This is a genomic window from Hwangdonia lutea (assembly GCF_032814565.1).
GTDB classification, from domain to species: Bacteria; Bacteroidota; Bacteroidia; order Flavobacteriales; family Flavobacteriaceae; genus Hwangdonia; species Hwangdonia lutea.
The window spans coordinates 2,746,918-2,764,631 of sequence record NZ_CP136521.1 but is presented as its reverse complement, the minus strand read 5'-3'; the positions used below and the strand labels follow the sequence as shown (position 1 = coordinate 2,764,631).

21 protein-coding genes are annotated in these 17,714 nt (G+C 35.7%); 11 read left to right on the top strand and 10 right to left on the bottom strand.

Annotated features, from left to right (window positions below; genetic code table 11):
- Positions 1 to 5 precede the first annotated feature (5 nt).
- The 8 genes from RNZ46_RS12045 to RNZ46_RS12010 form a co-directional block, all read right to left on the bottom strand.
- The gene (locus RNZ46_RS12045; protein ID WP_316982446.1) at positions 6 to 1,031 is read right to left on the bottom strand and encodes an endonuclease/exonuclease/phosphatase family protein; all 1,026 of its coding nucleotides are present in this window, start codon (positions 1,029 to 1,031) and stop codon (positions 6 to 8) included.
- 124 nt (positions 1,032 to 1,155) lie between these two features.
- Positions 1,156 to 2,004, bottom strand: coding sequence for a rhomboid family intramembrane serine protease (locus RNZ46_RS12040; protein ID WP_316982445.1), 849 nt, complete (start codon positions 2,002 to 2,004; stop codon positions 1,156 to 1,158).
- 1 nt (position 2,005) lies between these two features.
- Positions 2,006 to 2,848: a rhomboid family intramembrane serine protease gene (locus RNZ46_RS12035; RefSeq protein ID WP_316982444.1), complete on the bottom strand. Its 843-nt coding sequence runs from the start codon at positions 2,846 to 2,848 to the stop codon at positions 2,006 to 2,008.
- A gap of 114 nt (positions 2,849 to 2,962) precedes the next feature.
- The gene (gene mutL / locus RNZ46_RS12030) at positions 2,963 to 4,810 is read right to left on the bottom strand and encodes a DNA mismatch repair endonuclease MutL (RefSeq protein WP_316982443.1); all 1,848 of its coding nucleotides are present in this window, start codon (positions 4,808 to 4,810) and stop codon (positions 2,963 to 2,965) included.
- 7 nt (positions 4,811 to 4,817) lie between these two features.
- Positions 4,818 to 5,099, bottom strand: a complete 282-nt coding sequence (locus RNZ46_RS12025; protein ID WP_316982442.1) for a riboflavin synthase subunit beta — start codon at positions 5,097 to 5,099, stop codon at positions 4,818 to 4,820.
- A 19-nt stretch (positions 5,100 to 5,118) separates the two neighbouring features.
- Positions 5,119 to 5,349, bottom strand: coding sequence for a hypothetical protein (locus tag RNZ46_RS12020; RefSeq protein ID WP_316982441.1), 231 nt, complete (start codon positions 5,347 to 5,349; stop codon positions 5,119 to 5,121).
- Positions 5,350 to 5,564: 215 nt separating this feature from the next.
- On the bottom strand, positions 5,565 to 6,050 hold the full coding sequence (gene ribH / locus RNZ46_RS12015) for a 6,7-dimethyl-8-ribityllumazine synthase (RefSeq protein ID WP_316982440.1): 486 nt from the start codon (positions 6,048 to 6,050) through the stop codon (positions 5,565 to 5,567).
- A gap of 10 nt (positions 6,051 to 6,060) precedes the next feature.
- Positions 6,061 to 6,828, bottom strand: coding sequence for a tetratricopeptide repeat protein (locus tag RNZ46_RS12010; RefSeq protein ID WP_316982439.1), 768 nt, complete (start codon positions 6,826 to 6,828; stop codon positions 6,061 to 6,063).
- Positions 6,829 to 6,967: 139 nt separating this feature from the next.
- On the opposite strand from RNZ46_RS12010, the gene recF reads away from it, so the two are divergent.
- The 4 genes from recF to RNZ46_RS11990 all read left to right on the top strand — a co-directional run bounded on the left by recF (position 6,968) and on the right by RNZ46_RS11990 (position 9,613).
- Positions 6,968 to 8,047: a DNA replication/repair protein RecF gene (gene recF / locus RNZ46_RS12005; RefSeq protein ID WP_316982438.1), complete on the top strand. Its 1,080-nt coding sequence runs from the start codon at positions 6,968 to 6,970 to the stop codon at positions 8,045 to 8,047.
- 197 nt (positions 8,048 to 8,244) lie between these two features.
- On the top strand, positions 8,245 to 8,775 hold the full coding sequence (locus tag RNZ46_RS12000; protein ID WP_316982437.1) for an SPFH domain-containing protein: 531 nt from the start codon (positions 8,245 to 8,247) through the stop codon (positions 8,773 to 8,775).
- Positions 8,776 to 9,027: 252 nt separating this feature from the next.
- Complete coding sequence (locus tag RNZ46_RS11995) at positions 9,028 to 9,324, top strand: DciA family protein (RefSeq protein WP_316982436.1); 297 nt, start codon at positions 9,028 to 9,030, stop codon at positions 9,322 to 9,324.
- Positions 9,325 to 9,421: 97 nt separating this feature from the next.
- Positions 9,422 to 9,613 carry a cold-shock protein gene (locus RNZ46_RS11990; protein WP_139002275.1) on the top strand — a complete coding sequence of 64 codons (192 nt, stop codon included), beginning with the start codon at positions 9,422 to 9,424 and terminating at the stop codon, positions 9,611 to 9,613.
- A 329-nt stretch (positions 9,614 to 9,942) separates the two neighbouring features.
- On the opposite strand, the gene RNZ46_RS11985 is transcribed toward RNZ46_RS11990, so the two are convergent.
- On the bottom strand, positions 9,943 to 10,362 hold the full coding sequence (locus RNZ46_RS11985) for a nucleoside-diphosphate kinase (protein WP_316982435.1): 420 nt from the start codon (positions 10,360 to 10,362) through the stop codon (positions 9,943 to 9,945).
- Positions 10,363 to 10,450: 88 nt separating this feature from the next.
- On the opposite strand from RNZ46_RS11985, the gene RNZ46_RS11980 reads away from it, so the two are divergent.
- The 7 genes from RNZ46_RS11980 to RNZ46_RS11950 are packed head-to-tail and all read left to right on the top strand — an operon-like array spanning position 10,451 to position 15,410.
- A complete protein-coding gene (locus tag RNZ46_RS11980; protein WP_316982434.1) occupies positions 10,451 to 11,470 on the top strand; it encodes a DHH family phosphoesterase in 1,020 nt (339 codons plus the stop codon).
- Complete coding sequence (gene gldI, locus RNZ46_RS11975) at positions 11,463 to 12,011, top strand: gliding motility-associated peptidyl-prolyl isomerase GldI (protein WP_316982433.1); 549 nt, start codon at positions 11,463 to 11,465, stop codon at positions 12,009 to 12,011. The genes RNZ46_RS11980 and gldI overlap by 8 nt, the downstream gene beginning before the upstream one ends.
- A 3-nt stretch (positions 12,012 to 12,014) precedes the next feature.
- On the top strand, positions 12,015 to 13,130 hold the full coding sequence (locus RNZ46_RS11970; RefSeq protein WP_316982432.1) for a peptidylprolyl isomerase: 1,116 nt from the start codon (positions 12,015 to 12,017) through the stop codon (positions 13,128 to 13,130).
- 59 nt (positions 13,131 to 13,189) lie between these two features.
- Entirely contained in the window at positions 13,190 to 14,119 is a 930-nt protein-coding gene (gene lgt / locus RNZ46_RS11965) for a prolipoprotein diacylglyceryl transferase (protein ID WP_316982431.1), read from the top strand.
- Position 14,120: 1 nt separating this feature from the next.
- Entirely contained in the window at positions 14,121 to 14,606 is a 486-nt protein-coding gene (locus RNZ46_RS11960; RefSeq protein WP_316982430.1) for a DUF192 domain-containing protein, read from the top strand.
- A 50-nt stretch (positions 14,607 to 14,656) separates the two neighbouring features.
- Positions 14,657 to 15,007 carry a VOC family protein gene (locus RNZ46_RS11955; RefSeq protein WP_316982429.1) on the top strand — a complete coding sequence of 117 codons (351 nt, stop codon included), beginning with the start codon at positions 14,657 to 14,659 and terminating at the stop codon, positions 15,005 to 15,007.
- A 37-nt stretch (positions 15,008 to 15,044) separates the two neighbouring features.
- The gene (locus RNZ46_RS11950; RefSeq protein ID WP_316982428.1) at positions 15,045 to 15,410 is read left to right on the top strand and encodes a DUF2200 domain-containing protein; all 366 of its coding nucleotides are present in this window, start codon (positions 15,045 to 15,047) and stop codon (positions 15,408 to 15,410) included.
- Positions 15,411 to 15,619: 209 nt separating this feature from the next.
- Here RNZ46_RS11950 and acs read toward each other — a convergent pair whose 3' ends face one another.
- Positions 15,620 to 17,527: an acetate--CoA ligase gene (acs, locus tag RNZ46_RS11945; RefSeq protein WP_316982427.1), complete on the bottom strand. Its 1,908-nt coding sequence runs from the start codon at positions 17,525 to 17,527 to the stop codon at positions 15,620 to 15,622.
- Between the last annotated feature and the right edge of the window lie 187 nt (positions 17,528 to 17,714).

Here is a 17,714-nt window from a genome sequence, read left to right as displayed (position 1 = left end):
GAACACTATTCCTCTAAACTTAAAGTGGTCATGATTGGGTAATGATCGGAGTAACGGTCATTATAAGCTTTAAACCCATTTACCGAAAAAGCATCGTCGGTTAAAATAAAATCGATTCTTATGGGGAAAAACTTAAAATCGTAAGTCCGTCCAAATCCATTTCCAGATTCAATAAAAGCATCGTTTAAATCGCCTTTTATTTTTCTGTACACATACGAAAATGCCGTATTATTAAAATCGCCACAAATTATCATTTTATAAGGGCACTCTGCTTTATGCTTTAAAAACAATTCAGATTGAAACTGTTGCATTTTAAAGGTGTTACCAACCCTATTAAAAAGACGCTCGGAGTTTTCTTTTTTAAGACTTTCGGCTTTCGTGTTAATGCGCAAAGATTCTAAGTGAATATTATAAATTCTTAATGTATCCGCGCCTTTTACAACATCAGCGAAAATGGCATTATTTCCCGTATTTGGGAACTCGATAGAGCCCGAATTTACAATGGGATATTGCGAAAAAATGGCTTGTCCGTATTTTGCTTTATTCCCCGAAAGCTTTTCAAACTTATACTTAAAAAAAGACAAATCGATGTTTTTATGCGGATGGTATTCTTGAATACTTAAAATTTCCGGAGATTCGGTTTTAATAAAATCAACCATTTTAGTTTCAATACTATCCTCAGGAATCCATTTATACAAATTAAACAACCTCACGTTGTAATTCATCACCTTAAAATTATGTTGGCTCTCAATTTGTTTTGAGGATGAAAACTTGTACAACGAACCGAAAAACAGATAGCCCATTAAAAGCACTACAAACGACAGAATAAATTGCTTTTTAAGTCGAATGAGCCAGTATAAAAAGAATAAGGTGTTGCACAAAATAAGAAAGGCAACGCCCAAACTAAGTACGGATAATATTGAAAAGGTTTTGGGAGACGCAAAAGGCAAGAGGTAAGACAACAATAGTAAAATAGCAAAAACCGCATTTATAAAGTAAATGATTTTATTTATAAAACTTAGTTTTTTCATTAAAGCTAATTATTGTAAATAATTTATAACTGATTTCTTTTGATCCAAAATTTTCCAGACCTGTCAGGTTTTAAAAACCTGACAGGTCTCTTCCGTCAACGGTCATTTGTCTTCCTTCAAAAAACTATTTCCCGGCTTTAAAAAGAAATTCTTTTTCTTCGGCCGTTAAACTATCGTAACCACTTTTGCTTATTTTGTCTAAAATTACATCAATTTTTTTCTGATTATTAAACTGATTAAATTCGCCTTTAGTATAACCGCCAACTTTACTTTTATTTTTATGAACCGTTTTTAATGGCGATTTTTTTGAAGGTTTGAACATGCCCACAAAAGCATCCATTATTTTTTCGAAACCTTTCCCAATATCCTTGCCTTTTAACAATTGTTTGGCGTAATAATAGCCCAATAAAGCACCGCCCAAATGTGCTAAATTACCACCCGCATTTAGGCCAAACAAGCCTAACATATCCAAAGCAACAATAGCAGCCCCAATATACCAAAGCTTTAAATTAAAGGTGAAAAAGCGCACTTCTTGGTTAGGCATATAGGCACATATAAATATCAACAACGCTCGAACGGCTGCCGATGCACCAACTAAACTAGACGTGGCACCAAAAACATTTGGTAGTAAAGTATAGCCAAGCATAAATAAAAACCCTCCAGAAATAGCTCCGAGAAAATAAACATTAAGAGCCATTTTGGTACTGAATAAATTTAAAAACATACGCCCAATAAAATAGAGCCAAAGCATGTTAAAGAGGATATGAAAAAAGTCGCCATGCAAGAAAGCATAAGTGATGATAGACCACGGTTTTACGATAAAATCGGTAAAATCACTGGGCAATTCAAACCATGTTAACCCATTTTTAAAAATTAATCCAATAACAAATACAACAAGGTTAACCGCTATAATTTTATCTAATGCATTTAAATTAGATAGTTTGTTTTTTATGTCTTGAGAGAATGATGTCATTTTAATTCCAACGGTTTCTGTTAAACTGTGTTTTTTTCCAATACCACATAATTAAAAAGCCTGTTAAAGCGCCACCAACGTGGGCGAAATGTGCGGTATTACTTGGGCTAAAAAACGATTGTCCGGTAATGCCCGAAATTAAATCTAAAATAATAATTCCTGGGATAAAATATTTCGCTTTAATTGGAATAGGCAAAAAGATAAGCATAAGTTCTGCATTGGGATTCATCATGCCAAAGGCGGCAAGAATACCCATGATACAACCAGAAGCACCTACCATAGTGTTTCTGGCAATAACATTCATATCGAACAAGGACCTGAAAGCGCCATCGGTAATTAAGTTTGCATTAAAGTTATATTCAGCTAAAATCGGCATCATTTGCCTGCTTAATATTTCACCTTTTATATATGGTCCTTCAGTGGCATCGATGGAAACAATTTTGCGAATCATGTCACTATTCATATTTAAGTCTGCAATACCGCTTAGCGCAGAATAATAATCGAAATAATAATAGCCTACTTGCAAGGCAACAGCACCCAATCCTGCAGAAATATAAATAAACAAAAATCTCTTGCTTCCCAATACTTGCTCAACCGGCGTACCAAACATCCACAATGCGAACATATTAAACAAAATATGCATCACACTTAAATTGTTTAAGTCGGCGCCTCCATGCATAAACATGTGGGTTATGATTTGCCACGGTTGAAAGGCTTCGTTGGTAGGAAAATGCATGGCGAATAAATCGTAAAACAAAATTCCGTTTCCAATAAATATGGTACCAATAAACATTAATACATTAATGATTAATAAATGCTTAACGGTATCTGAAATTCTCATCATATTTTTAATCTTCTTTTAATAATTTTAAGACGTTTCAACAGCACTTCGACTGCGCTCAGTGTGACATTTCAATAAAAATTCAACAATCTTCTGTCTTCGGTCTTCGGTCTTAATCTATATAAATTTTTTATCCAACTCGTCAACACTCATGGTTACAAATGTGGTGCGATTAGTGGGCGACACATTAGGTTCTTTACAGGCAAACAAACGGTTTACCAAATGTTCCTGTTCGTCTTTTTGTAATGATTGCCCCGTTTTAATAGCCAAACTTTTGGCCATCGATTTTGCCAATAAATCGGTGGCACTAAAATGGGTGTCGGGCACTTCGTGTTCTACATCGCTAATCAACTGCTCTAAAATAATAGACACCTCGCTTTCTGGCACACTAACGGGAACACCAATAATTTCAACCGATTCTTTATTAACGCTGGAAAAGATAAAACCTGTATGTTCTAAATCTTCTTTTAACTGATTTATTATTTCAATGTCTTGAACCGAAAAATGAAGCTGAAGCGGAAACAACAATTGCTGGCTTACGGCTTCTTTAATCGTCATGTTTTTTAGAAAATCTTCATATAAAATACGTTGATGCGCCCGATGCTGATCGATAACTAACATCCCCGATTTAATGGTACTCACAATGTATTTATTATGCAGCTGATACGTGGTTTGGATATTATCGATTTGCTTATCTTCACTGAACAAAGACCCGGTTGATTCTTCACTTTCAAAATGTACCTCGCTAAAATCTTGCTGGGTTTTTGTGCCTTTCGATTCCAAGCCCACATATAAACTATCCCAATTATTTGGCGTTGGTTTAAACGCCGTGGTTTGTTTACCTCGTTGTTTTTCCTCTTGAAACGGATTAAAACTTCGGTCAACCTCAATAGTCGGTGTACTTGTTTGTGTGTTATTGTAACTGTACGGCGTATCGAGGTTTGAATCCCTTTCAAAATCTAAAACAGGCGCAATATTAAACTGGCCTAAACTGTGTTTTACGGCCGACCGCAATAAGGCATACAGGGTGTGCTCGTCATCAAATTTAATCTCCGTTTTTGTGGGATGAATATTAATATCGATGGTTTGTGGATCGACTTTTAAATTTAAAAAATAACTGGGATGCGTACCGTTTTTCAACAAACCATCAAAAGCCGAAGCTATAGCGTGGTTTAAATAGGCACTTTTTATAAATCGGTCGTTTACAAAAAAGTATTGCTCGCCCCTGGTTTTTTTAGCGTATTCGGGTTTACCAACGAAACCTGAGATTTTTAGCACTTCGGTATCTTCATCAACGGGCACTAATTTCTCGTTGGTTTTAGTTCCAAAAATATTAACTATACGCTGTCTGTAATTACTAATAGGCAAGTTAAAGGTTTCGCTTCCGTTATTATACATGGCAAAACTTAAGTTGGGATGTGCCAAGGCCACACGGTGAAATTCATCAATAATATGGCGTAATTCAACAGTATTCGACTTTAAAAAATTTCGACGTGCCGGAATATTAAAAAACAGATTTTTTACGGCAATTGAAGTGCCTTTTGGTGTCACCACAACTTCTTGCGATACCACATTACTCCCTTCAATAACAATGGTGTTGCCCACATCGTCTTGCTCTTGTTTGGTTTTTAGCTCCACATGGGCAATGGCGGCAATACTTGCTAAAGCTTCGCCACGAAAACCTTTGGTGTGCAATTGAAATAGATCGTCGGCAGTCCTTATTTTTGATGTGGCATGCCGCTCGAAACTCAAACGGGCATCGGTTGTGCTCATGCCTTTCCCGTCATCAATCACTTGAATTAAGGTTTTTCCGGCGTCTTTTATAATAAGTTTAATGGTTGTTGCGCCTGCGTCGATAGCGTTTTCTAAAAGCTCTTTAACTACCGAGGCTGGACGTTGTACAACTTCTCCAGCAGCTATTTGGTTAGCAACATGGTCTGGTAAAAGCTGAATGATGTCTGACATATATTTATTAAGAAAAGAAAATAGATAAATCGAAATCGATGATAAAAAGAAATACCAAAACAAGAATAGCCGCAATTATTAAAATACGTCTATTAGCTGCTTTATCTGGTTTTTTATAATCTTCTAAAGCGTTATTGAATTTTGTTTTAAGCCCGGAATTACTACCCACGGTGGTTCTAAATTCATCAAATTTATGCTTGATTTCATACGGGTTACCTTCACCCTTATCATCATAATAACGTGGTGTATAGTTGTATTTTTTGTTTTTGCGCAGTTTTAAAAGTCCCATAATCTCTAAAGTTTTGAAGTTATTTGAATTTAGAATCCAATATATACATACAAATCAATAATAATACCAAAACCAAGATGAGGGTTCGGATAGACATGCTTAAACCCATTTTAGTTTTAGTACCTCGTTCGCGTTTCCATCTGGAAACAAAATCTTTTGTTGAGCCCTCCTCTACATCAGAATCGGTTTCATTTTCTTTAGAGAACCGAGGTTGATAATTAAAGGTTTTATGTTTTCGTTGCTTAAACAAAATAAAGTGATATATACCTCAAAAGTACTCAAAAATAGGCAGAAAAGAGAGGTTGATATGCCAAAAATTGTTAACAAAACGCTCTGGTAGATTCCAAATTCCAAAAGGCTAGATTCCAAAACTTAAAGAAACCTACCATGGTCAGGTTGAGCCTTTCGACTACGCACAAGGTGATAATTAATTATAATTTTTATTATTGGAATTTTAAAAACAGTTTAACTATTTTTACGTAGTTCTGCCATTTTAATAGCCGCCACAGCAGCTTCGGTGCCTTTATTACCGTGTTTTCCGCCAGAGCGCTCCACAGCTTGTTGCATGTTATTATCGGTAAGCACGCAGAAAATAACAGGTGTTTCGCGCCTTACGTTTAAATCTTTTATCCCTTGGGAAACGGCTTCGCAAACAAAATCGAAATGCTTGGTTTCACCTTGAATAACACTACCAATGGCTATTACGGCATTTACCATTTGCTCTTGCATTTTTTTGGCACCGTAAATAAGCTCGAAACTCCCCGGCACATTCCAACGTACAATATTATTTGGCAAAACGCCATTTTCAATTAAGGTGTCGTGCGCCCCTTTATACAGGCCTTCGGTAATGGTATCGTTCCACTCAGAAACAACAATCCCAAACCGAAATTTACTCGCGTTTGGGATTGTTGCCTTATCGTAATCGGATAAATTTTTATTTTCCGTTGCCATTTTATGTATATTATTTATTTGCCAACACCTGCGCTTTTCCTATAAATACATCAACATTCGCTGCTTCGGTAGAGGAAGGAAAATCGTTTTTAATGGTATTAAAATGAGCCAAAGCCTTATCTGCCTTTCCTAATTCTAGAGCAATAATTCCAGCCTTATGTAAATACATAGGAGTGGTGTATTGGTTGTTGCGTAGTTTAGCAGCCTGCTCGTAATAGCTTAAAGCATCTTCCTTTTGGTTTAATTGTACAAAAGCATCACCAATATTTCCTTTAGCCAAAGCGGCTAAAATTTCATCGTCGCTTTTAAAATTACTTAAATGCTCAACGGCATTTTTATAATCTTTCAACTTTAAATAAGCCGTTCCAGCATAATAGTTCGCCAAATTAGCAGACGGTGTACCGCTGTATTCAGAAATAATATCCAACATACCAAATTTACCTTCGCCGCCATGTAATGCTAAATTAAACAAGGAATCTTTTGCAACACCGTTTACGGCCTGATCAAAGTATTTTTGAGCCTGAAACATATCGTTCATCGCATTGGCCTGTTTTGGTTTTGCTACGTATTCTTTATAGGCCAAAGAGCCTAATACCACCGCAGCTACAAGCCCTACGATAATAAAAATGTATTTTTGGTTTTTCGCTACAAACGCTTCGGTTTTCGATGCTGTTTCGTCCAGGGTATTAAAAACTTCGGCCGTTGTTGAGCCTTCTCCAATATTTTGCTCTTGCTCTGCTTTATTCTTTGCTTTATATTTTTTCTTGTAAGTCGCCATGTATTCGTTCTATATTAATGCGCCGCAAAAATATAATAATTCTTCATATTTAAAAGCCTATTTATTTGATATTTTTCAATAATTTGCACTTCCTTTTAAAGCACCGCAGCTTCTTAACATTTTATGGGTTACTTTTTGTATGATTTTAAAATCACTTTCGTTACTAAATTATAAAAACTTTGATAGCAAATCGTTTACGTTTAATGCTAAAATCAACTGTATTGTTGGCAATAACGGTATTGGGAAAACCAATGTTTTAGATGCTATTTACCATTTGTCCTTCGGAAAAAGTTATTTTAATCCGGTTGCCACCCAAAATATAAAACACGACGAAGCTTTTTTTGTGATTAATGGCGATTATGAAAAAGAGGCTAAAACCGAAAAAGTTGCTATTAGCTTAAAACGCGGACAAAAAAAAGTGATAAAGCGCAACGGAAAAGCCTACGATAAATTTAGCGAGCATATTGGCTTTTTGCCCTTGGTTATTATTTCGCCTGCCGATAGGGATTTAATTATAGAAGGCAGTAGCACGCGGCGTAAATTTATAGACACGGTAATTTCGCAAAGCGATAAAACCTATTTGTCGCATTTAATTAAATACGGCAAAATTTTAGAACAGCGCAATGCCCTATTAAAATATTTTGCGCTAAACCATACGTTTAATAAAGACACTTTAGACATTTACAACGAACAGTTAAGCGAATTCGGGACCCATGTTTTTGAAAAAAGAGATGCCTTTTTAAAAACCTTTATCCACATTTTTAAGGCACGTTACGAAGCCATTAGCAATGGTAACGAAACCGTAGATTTGGTTTACCACAGCGATTTGTTTGATGATGATTTAAACACGCTTTTGCAACATGCCATAAATAAAGACAAAGCCTTACAATATACCAGTGTTGGCGTGCATAAAGACGATTTGTTGTTTAATATTGATGGTCATCCCATTAAAAAATTTGGGAGTCAAGGGCAGCAAAAATCGTTTTTAATTGCTTTAAAATTGGCGCAGTTCGATTTTATAAAAGCACAAAGTGGCGTAAACCCTATTTTATTGTTGGATGACATTTTTGATAAATTGGACGAGCAGCGCGTTGCACAAATTATTAAATTGGTTGACGATGAAAATTTCGGACAACTATTTATTAGCGACACCCATGCCGAACGTACCGAAAATGCCGTAAAACAGGTGCATCAAAGTTATGAGATTTTTAGGTTGTGACGTTGAAAAAGACAGATGACAGGTGACAGATGACAATAGAAATTCATGTTAGGTTCCATTAATTAATAAGCTACAAATTTGTAATATCGATTTCGATTATTACTTGAATTTGTAAAAAAAATTGCCGTACTTCGTTTAACAACCGATAAAGTTCATTAAAACGGAACTTTATCTTTGCATTGCCAGTAATTTAACAGATGAACAAAAAAAGAACATTTCCGATTTTATTGATACTCTTAATTGGGTTATTTTTTGCGTGTAAACCTGAATTAAAAAAGGAGATATTTATCAAATCATCTGAAATTGGAATTTATTATGATTCTGCTTTAAAAAAGACAGTCGTTCTGAACTCTGGAAAGCATAATATTCCGAGTGGAATTTTGCCGAATATTTATCCAATAGAACAGACAAATATCAAGCGAAATGTTCAAATTCTAACAAAAGACGAAAAGCCGATATCTTATGGAGTGAATTATTGGTATAGTGTAAACCCAAAAACTATAACTGAATTTAATGCAGAAGTCGGAAATGACTATGTGAAAATTTTTGTTTTACCACAAATTTATGCGGAAATGCGTGACTCATTTCGCGAAATCGATTCTGCGAATATCAAAATACCTGAATTAGAAAAAGAAATAAAATCTAAACTGAATAATGACATTAAATATTCTGAATTTATAAAAACGGAATCTATAAAATTCGGAAAAACGGAACCTAATAAAAAATAAAAACTACTGGCAACACCGGCTATATGCCATTAATTTTGGCTTATTTATTAGATTTTGGGCAAATACTTTTAAAATATTTTTTCTTCAAACAACTCATGCCGTAGTAGTAATTGTTTAGGGAAACGCAAGGGCTACGTAAAAAAATATTTTAAAAGCGAGAAGGTCTGTGTTTTATCTATTAACTTTATAACTTTACCAAAGAAAATTAACGGCACATAGCCAGAACGTTAAACGAATCATTTACACCTAAATATGGCAAAACGCAACAACGAACATATTAGCATACAAGACGCCTTAAAGGAATTTGTAGAAACCAACAGGCTTGAAAAAGGGCTTAACAAAGTTAATGTTGCCGATGCTTGGGTTAAACTTATGGGCAATGGCGTAAACAACTATACCACCACCGTAAATTTAGAGCGCGACACACTTTATGTACAACTTAGTTCCAGCGTTTTAAGGGAAGAATTAAGCTATGGCAAACAAAAAATAATTGACCTGCTTAATGAGGAATTGGGCAAAAATATTATTAAAAAACTGGTTTTAAGATAATTATCCTTTTTGGATTAATATAATTTTTTAAAATAAAACAACCAACTTGTTATAATTTGTATTACCTTTGTTGCTTAATTTTTTTAATACAAATACAATGAGTAAAGGTACAGTAAAATTTTTCAATGATTCTAAAGGATTTGGATTTATCATTGAAGAAGACAACAACAAAGAACATTTCGTACACATTTCTGGATTAATCGATGAAATTCGTGAAGGCGACAATGTTGAATTCGATCTACAAGAAGGTAGAAAAGGATTAAACGCCGTAAACGTAAAAGTAATCTAAGATATATACTTTAACAATTACAACTAAAAGTCTATCATTTAAATGATAGGCTTTTTTTGTGCCTAAAAAATTCCTTGACATAGTGAGGAGTCCCGATAGTTATCGGGACGCGGTAACAATATTTAAATTGGCAGATTCTTACGCTTTTTTTCTAATGAAAAAGCTCAGAATCACGTTATCAATTATTTTAAAAATATAATTGAGGCACAAAAAAATCCCGTAACAATGCGCTACAGGATTTCTTGTTTTTATATGGATTACTGCCTTCGCAGGAATGACAATTTCAAGTGAAACTCAAAAATTTACATTTTTGAGAATTGTTTTTCAACTTAAAACATCTCTCTTCCCGAGAAATGAAAAGCGCCTTCAATCGCGGCGTTTTCGTCACTATCGCTTCCGTGTACGGCATTTTCGCTTATAGAATCGGCATACATTTTACGTATGGTTCCATCGGCAGCATCAGCCGGATTTGTAGCACCAATTAAGGTTCTAAAATCTTCAACAGCATTCTCTTTTTCTAAAATTGCCGCTACAATTGGTCCACGCGTCATATACTCAACCAACTCGCCAAAAAACGGGCGCTCGTTATGTATTGCGTAAAAAGTTTCAGCATCGGCTTTGGTCATCTGTGTTAATTTCATTGCTACAATTCTAAATCCTGAAGCTGAAATTTTTTCTAATATTGCGCCAATGTGTCCTTTTTCAACAGCATCTGGCTTAAGCATAGTAAATGTTCTATTTGTTGCCATTTTGTTATTTTAAATTTTGTGCAAAAGTAATGTATTTCTAATTAAAAACAAGTCTGTCAAATTTTAAAAAATTGTATATTCGCTACCTATGACGAAAGCAGACATTAAAAGCATAAAACAACTCCTGGCTACGCCAAAAAACATAGTAATAGTACCACATAAAAATCCAGACGGAGACGCTATTGGCTCGACATTGGCCTTATATCATTACCTAAAAAAATACAATCATAACGCCACGGTTATGGTGCCCAATGATTATCCGGATTTTTTAAAATGGATACCTGGAAGCGAGCATATATTAAAACACGATACGGAAACCGAAGCTTGTGAAATGTTGATTAATGCGGCTGATATTATTTTTACTTTAGATTTTAACGCCTTCCATAGAACAGGAAACATGGAAACTGTTTTAACCGAAAGCAAAGCCATGAAAATTATGATTGACCACCATCAATCACCTGATGATTATGCTGCTTTTGTTTTTTCGGATGTAAATATGAGCTCTACCTGCGAAATGATTTATCATTTTATAGATATGTTGGGAGATACCAATGCGATTGATGCAAATATTGCCACCTGTATTTATGTTGGGATTATGACGGATACGGGGTCGTTTAGGTTTCCTTCAACCACCAGCAAAACGCATCAAATCATTGCAAACCTCATTGAAAAAGGGGCGAATAATGCCGAAATCCACAATAATGTTTACGACACCAACAGTTACGAAAGATTACAACTTTTAGGTTGTGCGTTAAGTAATTTAAAAGTGATTCCGGAAGCGCGAACGGCTTATATTACGCTGTCTCAAGACGAATTGAATCAATTCAATTATAAAAAAGGCGATACGGAAGGGGTTGTAAATTATGGTTTATCGTTAAAAAATATTGTTTTAGCTGCTATATTTATTGAAGACAAAAAAGAAGGCATTATAAAAATATCGTTACGCTCGAAAGGCAGCTTTTCTGTAAACGAATTTTCGCGTGCACATTTTAATGGTGGCGGCCATACAAATGCCGCTGGTGGCCGTAGTGAATTATGTTTAAAAGAAACCGTAGAAAAATTTATTAGTATATTGCCGCGTTATAATAAAGCCCTAAACGATGATTAAACATATAACCATACTACTTTCACTGCTATTTTTATATAGCTGCAAAATGCCCGAAGCCCGAAAACCCATTTCGGTAAAAACGGGCTCTTTTATTGATGCTTCCGTTAAACGAAATAAAGAATTAAATGCCAAGGAACAAGCCAGCATCGAAAAACTTATGGCACTTAAAAAAGATAATGGTTATATCGCCTCAGAAAGTGGGTTTTGGTATTATTACAACACAAAGGCTGAAACAGATACTTTAAGTACACCAAAATTTGGGGATGTTATAAACTACAATTACAATATAAAAGACTTAAATGGTAAACTAATTTATTCTAAAACCGACGTTAAAACACAAACCTACGCCATGGATCAGGAAGAATTGTTTACCGGCTTACGCGAAGGTTTAAAACTAATGAAATCTGGCGAAACCGTTACCTTTATATTCCCTTCTCAAAAAGCTTTTGGTTACTATGGCGACCAAAATAAAATAGGTAGTAACACACCTATAATTTGCGAAGTTACCGTTAATTCTATTTCCCAAAATCAATCCAATTAAATCATGCGAATTATTAAATTTCTAGGTTTAGCTTTATTAATAAGCTTAACATCCTGCAAATCACAATACCCAGATCTTGAAGATGGTATGTATGCCGAATTTGTTACCACTAAAGGCGTTATGGTTGCCAAATTAAACCACCGTAAAGTACCGGTTACAGTAGCAAATTTTGTGTCGTTGGCTGAAGGCACTAACACCATGGTTGACAGTATTTACAAAGGAAAAAAATATTATATTGGTCTCATTTTCCATCGTGTTATAGACAAGTTTATGATTCAGGGTGGCGACCCTTTGGGCAATGGCCGAGGAAACCCGGGTTATAAATTCAATGATGAATTCCATCCGGATTTAAAACACGATAAGCTCGGGATTTTATCCATGGCGAATTCGGGCCCAAATTCAAACGGAAGCCAGTTTTTCATTACCGAAGTGCCTAAACCAAACTTAGATAATGTACATAGCGTTTTTGGAGCGTTGGTATTGGGACAGGATGTACTCGACACGATTTCGAATGTAAAAGTAGGCCCTAAAAACAAGCCAATTAAAGATGTCGTTATTGAAGAACTGAACATTATTAGAAAAGGAAAAGATGCTAAAAAATTTGATGCTCCAAATATTTTCGTCAATCATTTTGCCGAAGTTGAACGTTTGGAAAAAGAGAAAGCAGCAAAAGCCGAAGCCATTTTAAAAGCTACCAACGATAAGTTTAATAAACAGAAAACCGAAGCAATTACCCTACCTTCGGGTTTGCAATACTATATTACAGAAAAAGGCCAAGGCGAGAAATTAAAAGAAACCAGTAAGGTTTTAACGCATTATGCCGTATATTTTGAAAACGGAAAACTCCTTGAAACCAGCAGCTTAAAAATCGCTGAAGCACTCGATGCGGTTAACGAAAAACGCAAACTCGCTGATAAATACGAACCCATTACTGCCGATTTAAGTCCAAATGCAAGAATGATTTCGGGCTTTAAGGAAGGCTTACAGCAACTGAACGTGGGCGATAAAGCCACCTTGTTTATTCCGTATCATTTGGCTTACGGCGAGTCGGGAAACCGTGGTATTCCGCCAAAATCAAATATTATATTTGAAGTTGAAATCTTGGAAATTGTTAAATAATTACAAATGATATTCAAACCGTATAGCAAATCTTATCTTTACGCCGAAAAACATAACTTATGCATTTTTTAAAATTTGATTGGAACCCTATAACGGGAATAGATATAGCTGGTAACTTTAAGCTTCATTTTTACAGTTTAATGTGGGTTTTTGCATTTGTGGCCGGTTGGTATATCATGAAGCGTATTTTCACCAAGGAAAAAGTGTCGCTTACCTATTTGGATCCGTTATTTATTTACACCGTATTAGCTACTATGCTCGGGGCGCGTTTAGGGCATGTTTTGTTTTATCAGTCAGAATTAATAACCGAGGATTTTTTTAGTATTTTTCTGCCATTTAGGTTTAAAGGCGGATTTGAATTTACCGGATTTCAAGGACTTGCAAGCCATGGCGCCGCGATTGGTATTATTATAGGTATGTATTTGTATCGTAAAAAATATAACTATAAATCGTTGTTATGGATTTTAGATCGTGTTGTGATATCTGTGGCCTCCGGTGCGGTTTTTATCAGAATTGGAAATTTTATCAATTCTGAAATTATCGGAAAAGTAACCGATTCCAGTTTGGGTGTCCGGTTTATTCAAGACCAATATTACAAAGGCCAAATCACACAACTCACAGGCATAAAGGATGTGCAAAAAGCGTATGAAGCAGTTACCGATAATCCAAAATTTGCCGATTTATTGGAGGCTGTCCCGTACAGGCATCCTGCGCAGTTATACGAAGCGTTTTGCTATGTTTTTGTGTTTTTAATTCTATGGTATTTCTATTCTAAAACCGCTAAAAAAGAGCAAACAGGTTTTCTATTCGGACTGTTTTTAATTTTATTGTGGACCATTCGTTTCTTCATCGAACGCTTCAAAGAACCCCAGGGCGACGAATATATTAACTGGTTTGGTTTAAATACAGGGCAATGGTTAAGCATCCCGTTTATACTTATTGGGCTGTATTTTATGTTTATCTATAAACCTAAATCTGCAAGCAAATAAAATGCATTTTAAGGCTTTCAAAATAGCGCTATATCTGCTTATTACCTTAAGCATAATTTCTTGTAAAAAAGACAAAAAAACGATAAAACAAACCGAGGTTATTTTTACTAAAGAAGGCGAACTCACGCTGTTTAAAACCACCACCGATTCAACAAAAGTGGTTATCGATATTGAGATTGCCGATACCGATTACGAAATTCAAACTGGTTTAATGTATCGCAATTCCATGCAAAACAATCAAGGCATGTTGTTTGTTTTTGACGATGTTACCGAGCGTTCTTTTTATATGAAGAACACCAAAATTCCGTTGGATTTAATTTTTATCGATGGAAACCATACCATTGTAAGTTTTCAAAAAAATGCAAAACCTTTCGACGAAAGTTCGCTGCCATCAAATGCACCAGCAAAATTTGTTTTAGAAATAAATGCGGGTTTGGTGGATACTTGGAACCTCTCGGTTGGCGATAGCATTAGTTTTACAGACTAGCTTCTCTTATAAAAATATGTATATTTATAGGAGATTTAAACTTATATGATATGCAAATTGTTCCTGTTTTACCTTCGCAAAATATTGACAGAGACGTTGCTTGGTACAAAGACCATGTTGGTTTTGAACTGGTACACAAAGACAGCATGTATGCCGTTTTAAAACGAGATAAACTCTATATGCATTTACAGTGGCATGCCGATACGGACGACGACCCGTTTCTGGGTGGTTCGGTTATTAAAATATTTGTAAAAAGCATCAAACCCTTTTTTGAAGAATTTGTAAAACGTGGCACAGTAAACCAAGATAAATTACGACTTAAAACCGATTGGAATACCAATGATTTTGGTTTTTACGATTTGAATAAAAACGCCATATTTTTTGTTGAAGATGTAGCATAATAGCTTTATAGAAGTTTAAATTTATAATAAAGACAGCATGAAAACAACACCGGAACACAATGAACGGGTTGCAAAAATGAAATTTGCATCGGTTTATCCGCACTATATTTCAAAAGTTGAAAAAAAAGGCAGAACCAAAGAAGAGTTGCATCAAGTAATTGAGTGGCTCACGGGTTTTGATGATAAAAAACTTGAAGAACTCATTGAAGAACAAGTAACTTTTGAAACCTTCTTTAACAAAGCCAAATTAAACCCCAATGCACCTCTTATAAAAGGTGTTATCTGTGGCTATCGCATAGAAGAAATTGAAAACCCCATAACCAAGCAAACCAAATATTTAGACAAATTGGTTGACGAGTTGGCAAGAGGCAGAAAGATGGAAAAGATTTTAAGAACGCCATAGCCAATTCGTTACTGTATGCAGTTCAAAACAAAAAACTGAATAAAAAGTCTTTTGAATTTATTTGTCAGGTTGAGCTTGTCGAAACCGATATTGATTATCAGTAAGTTAAAACATTTCGACAAGCTCAATATGACATAGAATTAGACTTTTTAGACAACCATATCTTTATAAGTCAATTAAAAAATCATTGTTTAATCCGTCATACTAAACTACAACACATTATCCATAATATCTTTTACCACTTCTGGGTTTAGCAATGTAGACGTATCGCCTAAATTGTCAGTCTCTTTACAAGCTATTTTTCTAAGGATTCGTCGCATAATTTTTCCAGATCGTGTTTTTGGCAAACCACTGGTAAACTGTATTTTATCCAGTTTTGCAATGGGTCCGATATGCTCGGTTATAATTTGATTGATTTCTTTACGTACATTGTCTTGATCTCGACTTTCGCCGACATCCTTCAATATAACATAACCGTATAAAGCATTGCCTTTAACATCGTGCGGAAAACCAACGATAGCCGATTCTGCAACTGCCGGATGCTCGTTGACAGCATCTTCAATAGGCGCTGTTCCCAGATTGTGTCCAGATACTATAATTACATCGTCTACTCTACCCGTAATTCTGTAATAGCCAACTTCATCACGCAGAGCGCCATCACCTGTAAAGTATTTATTTTCGTAAGCTGAAAAATAGGTGTCTTTATAACGCTGATGATTGCCCCAGATAGTACGTGCCATGGCGGGCCACGGAAACTTGATACACAGTCGTCCATCTACTTGATTCGCTTTTAATTCATTGCCTTCTTCATCCATTAAAGCAGGTTGAATTCCTATAAATGGTAATGTAGCATAAGTGGGTTTGGTTGGTGTTACAAACGGTATTGGCGTAATCATTATACCGCCTGTTTCGGTTTGCCACCAGGTATCTACAATAGGGCTTTGTTTTTTTCCGATGTTATCGTTGTACCAATGCCACGCCTCTTCATTTATGGGTTCTCCCACTGAGCCCAACACCTTAATAGAAGATAAATCGTGTTTTTCTATAACTTCGGTACCTTGTTTAGCCAAAGCACGAATAGCCGTTGGTGCGGTGTAAAACTGATTGACTTTGTGCTTTTCTATTATTTCCCAAAAGCGACCAAAATCTGGATAACTCGGAACGCCTTCAAACATAACCGATGTTGCGCCATTTGCCAATGGGCCGTAAACAATGTAACTATGCCCCGTTATCCAACCAATATCTGCCGTACACCAATACACATCATTCTCTCTATACTGAAACACATTTTTAAACGTATACGCCGTATAAACCATATAGCCCGCCGTGGTATGAACCATACCTTTAGGCTTTCCTGTTGAGCCAGAGGTGTATAAAATAAACAGAGGATCTTCAGCTTTCATCACTTCAATATCGCAGGCGCTGGAAGCTTCGTCCAATAAAGGTTGTAACCACTTATCACGACCCGCTTTCATCTGAATATCAGAGTGAATTCGTTTTGCAACCAATACCGTATCGATGCCGGGGCAACTTTCCAAGGCTTCGTCTACAATACCTTTTAAATCAATGGTTTTTGCACCACGATAAGAACCATCGCTGGTAATTACCATTTTACAATCACTGTCATTAATTCTTGTTGATAACGCTGTTGCGGAAAACCCAGCAAATACCACCGAATGAATAGCACCAATTCTGGCGCAGGCCAAAATTGAGATAGCCAATTCGGGAATCATAGGTAGATAAATACACACCCGATCGCCTTTGGTAATACCTTGGCTTTTAAGCACATTGGCAAACTTGTTAACACGCTCGTGCAGTTGTTTGTAAGTAATGTGTTCCGCTGGTTCTTTAGGATCGTTGGGTTCGAACAAAATAGCGGTTTTTTCACCACGTGTTGCCAAATGCCTATCGATGCAATTTTCGGTAATGTTAAGTTCTGCGCCTTCAAACCATTTTACTTCGGGTTTGTTAAAATCCCAACTTAATACATTATCCCATTTTTTTTGCCACATAAAATGCTCTTCGGCTACTTCTTCCCAAAAATTTTCGGGCTCGCGAACAGATTTCCGATAAACTTGATAGTATTCTTCTAAGTGTTTTATATGGTAATTACTCATGTTTATTTAGTGGTTTTTATTAGTGTTTAGTTCAAATATACAATAAAGATTTTTTTGAAACCAACGCTCCTCAAGGCTGAACCATAGAGGTGCTTAGCAGGTTTGATTTTTAACTGAAAATGCAAAAATAAATTCTATATTTAGATTCCCGTTTTCACGGAAATGACAATTTTAATGGAAACCCCGA

What these genes read in the sequence shown, in the direction of transcription:
- RNZ46_RS12045 (WP_316982446.1), bottom strand. Translation starts at nt 1,031, where the DNA reads ATGAAAAAACTAAGTTTTATAAATAAAATCATTTACTTTATAAATGCG.
- RNZ46_RS12040 (WP_316982445.1), bottom strand. Translation starts at nt 2,004, where the DNA reads ATGACATCATTCTCTCAAGACATAAAAAACAAACTATCTAATTTAAAT.
- RNZ46_RS12035 (WP_316982444.1), bottom strand. Translation starts at nt 2,848, where the DNA reads ATGATGAGAATTTCAGATACCGTTAAGCATTTATTAATCATTAATGTA.
- mutL (WP_316982443.1), bottom strand. Translation starts at nt 4,810, where the DNA reads ATGTCAGACATCATTCAGCTTTTACCAGACCATGTTGCTAACCAAATA.
- RNZ46_RS12025 (WP_316982442.1), bottom strand. Translation starts at nt 5,099, where the DNA reads ATGGGACTTTTAAAACTGCGCAAAAACAAAAAATACAACTATACACCA.
- ribH (WP_316982440.1), bottom strand. Translation starts at nt 6,050, where the DNA reads ATGGCAACGGAAAATAAAAATTTATCCGATTACGATAAGGCAACAATC.
- RNZ46_RS12010 (WP_316982439.1), bottom strand. Translation starts at nt 6,828, where the DNA reads ATGGCGACTTACAAGAAAAAATATAAAGCAAAGAATAAAGCAGAGCAA.
- recF (WP_316982438.1), top strand. Translation starts at nt 6,968, where the DNA reads ATGATTTTAAAATCACTTTCGTTACTAAATTATAAAAACTTTGATAGC.
- RNZ46_RS12000 (WP_316982437.1), top strand. Translation starts at nt 8,245, where the DNA reads ATGAACAAAAAAAGAACATTTCCGATTTTATTGATACTCTTAATTGGG.
- RNZ46_RS11995 (WP_316982436.1), top strand. Translation starts at nt 9,028, where the DNA reads ATGGCAAAACGCAACAACGAACATATTAGCATACAAGACGCCTTAAAG.
- RNZ46_RS11990 (WP_139002275.1), top strand. Translation starts at nt 9,422, where the DNA reads ATGAGTAAAGGTACAGTAAAATTTTTCAATGATTCTAAAGGATTTGGA.
- RNZ46_RS11985 (WP_316982435.1), bottom strand. Translation starts at nt 10,362, where the DNA reads ATGGCAACAAATAGAACATTTACTATGCTTAAGCCAGATGCTGTTGAA.
- RNZ46_RS11980 (WP_316982434.1), top strand. Translation starts at nt 10,451, where the DNA reads ATGACGAAAGCAGACATTAAAAGCATAAAACAACTCCTGGCTACGCCA.
- gldI (WP_316982433.1), top strand. Translation starts at nt 11,463, where the DNA reads ATGATTAAACATATAACCATACTACTTTCACTGCTATTTTTATATAGC.
- RNZ46_RS11970 (WP_316982432.1), top strand. Translation starts at nt 12,015, where the DNA reads ATGCGAATTATTAAATTTCTAGGTTTAGCTTTATTAATAAGCTTAACA.
- lgt (WP_316982431.1), top strand. Translation starts at nt 13,190, where the DNA reads ATGCATTTTTTAAAATTTGATTGGAACCCTATAACGGGAATAGATATA.
- RNZ46_RS11960 (WP_316982430.1), top strand. Translation starts at nt 14,121, where the DNA reads ATGCATTTTAAGGCTTTCAAAATAGCGCTATATCTGCTTATTACCTTA.
- RNZ46_RS11955 (WP_316982429.1), top strand. Translation starts at nt 14,657, where the DNA reads ATGCAAATTGTTCCTGTTTTACCTTCGCAAAATATTGACAGAGACGTT.
- RNZ46_RS11950 (WP_316982428.1), top strand. Translation starts at nt 15,045, where the DNA reads ATGAAAACAACACCGGAACACAATGAACGGGTTGCAAAAATGAAATTT.
- acs (WP_316982427.1), bottom strand. Translation starts at nt 17,527, where the DNA reads ATGAGTAATTACCATATAAAACACTTAGAAGAATACTATCAAGTTTAT.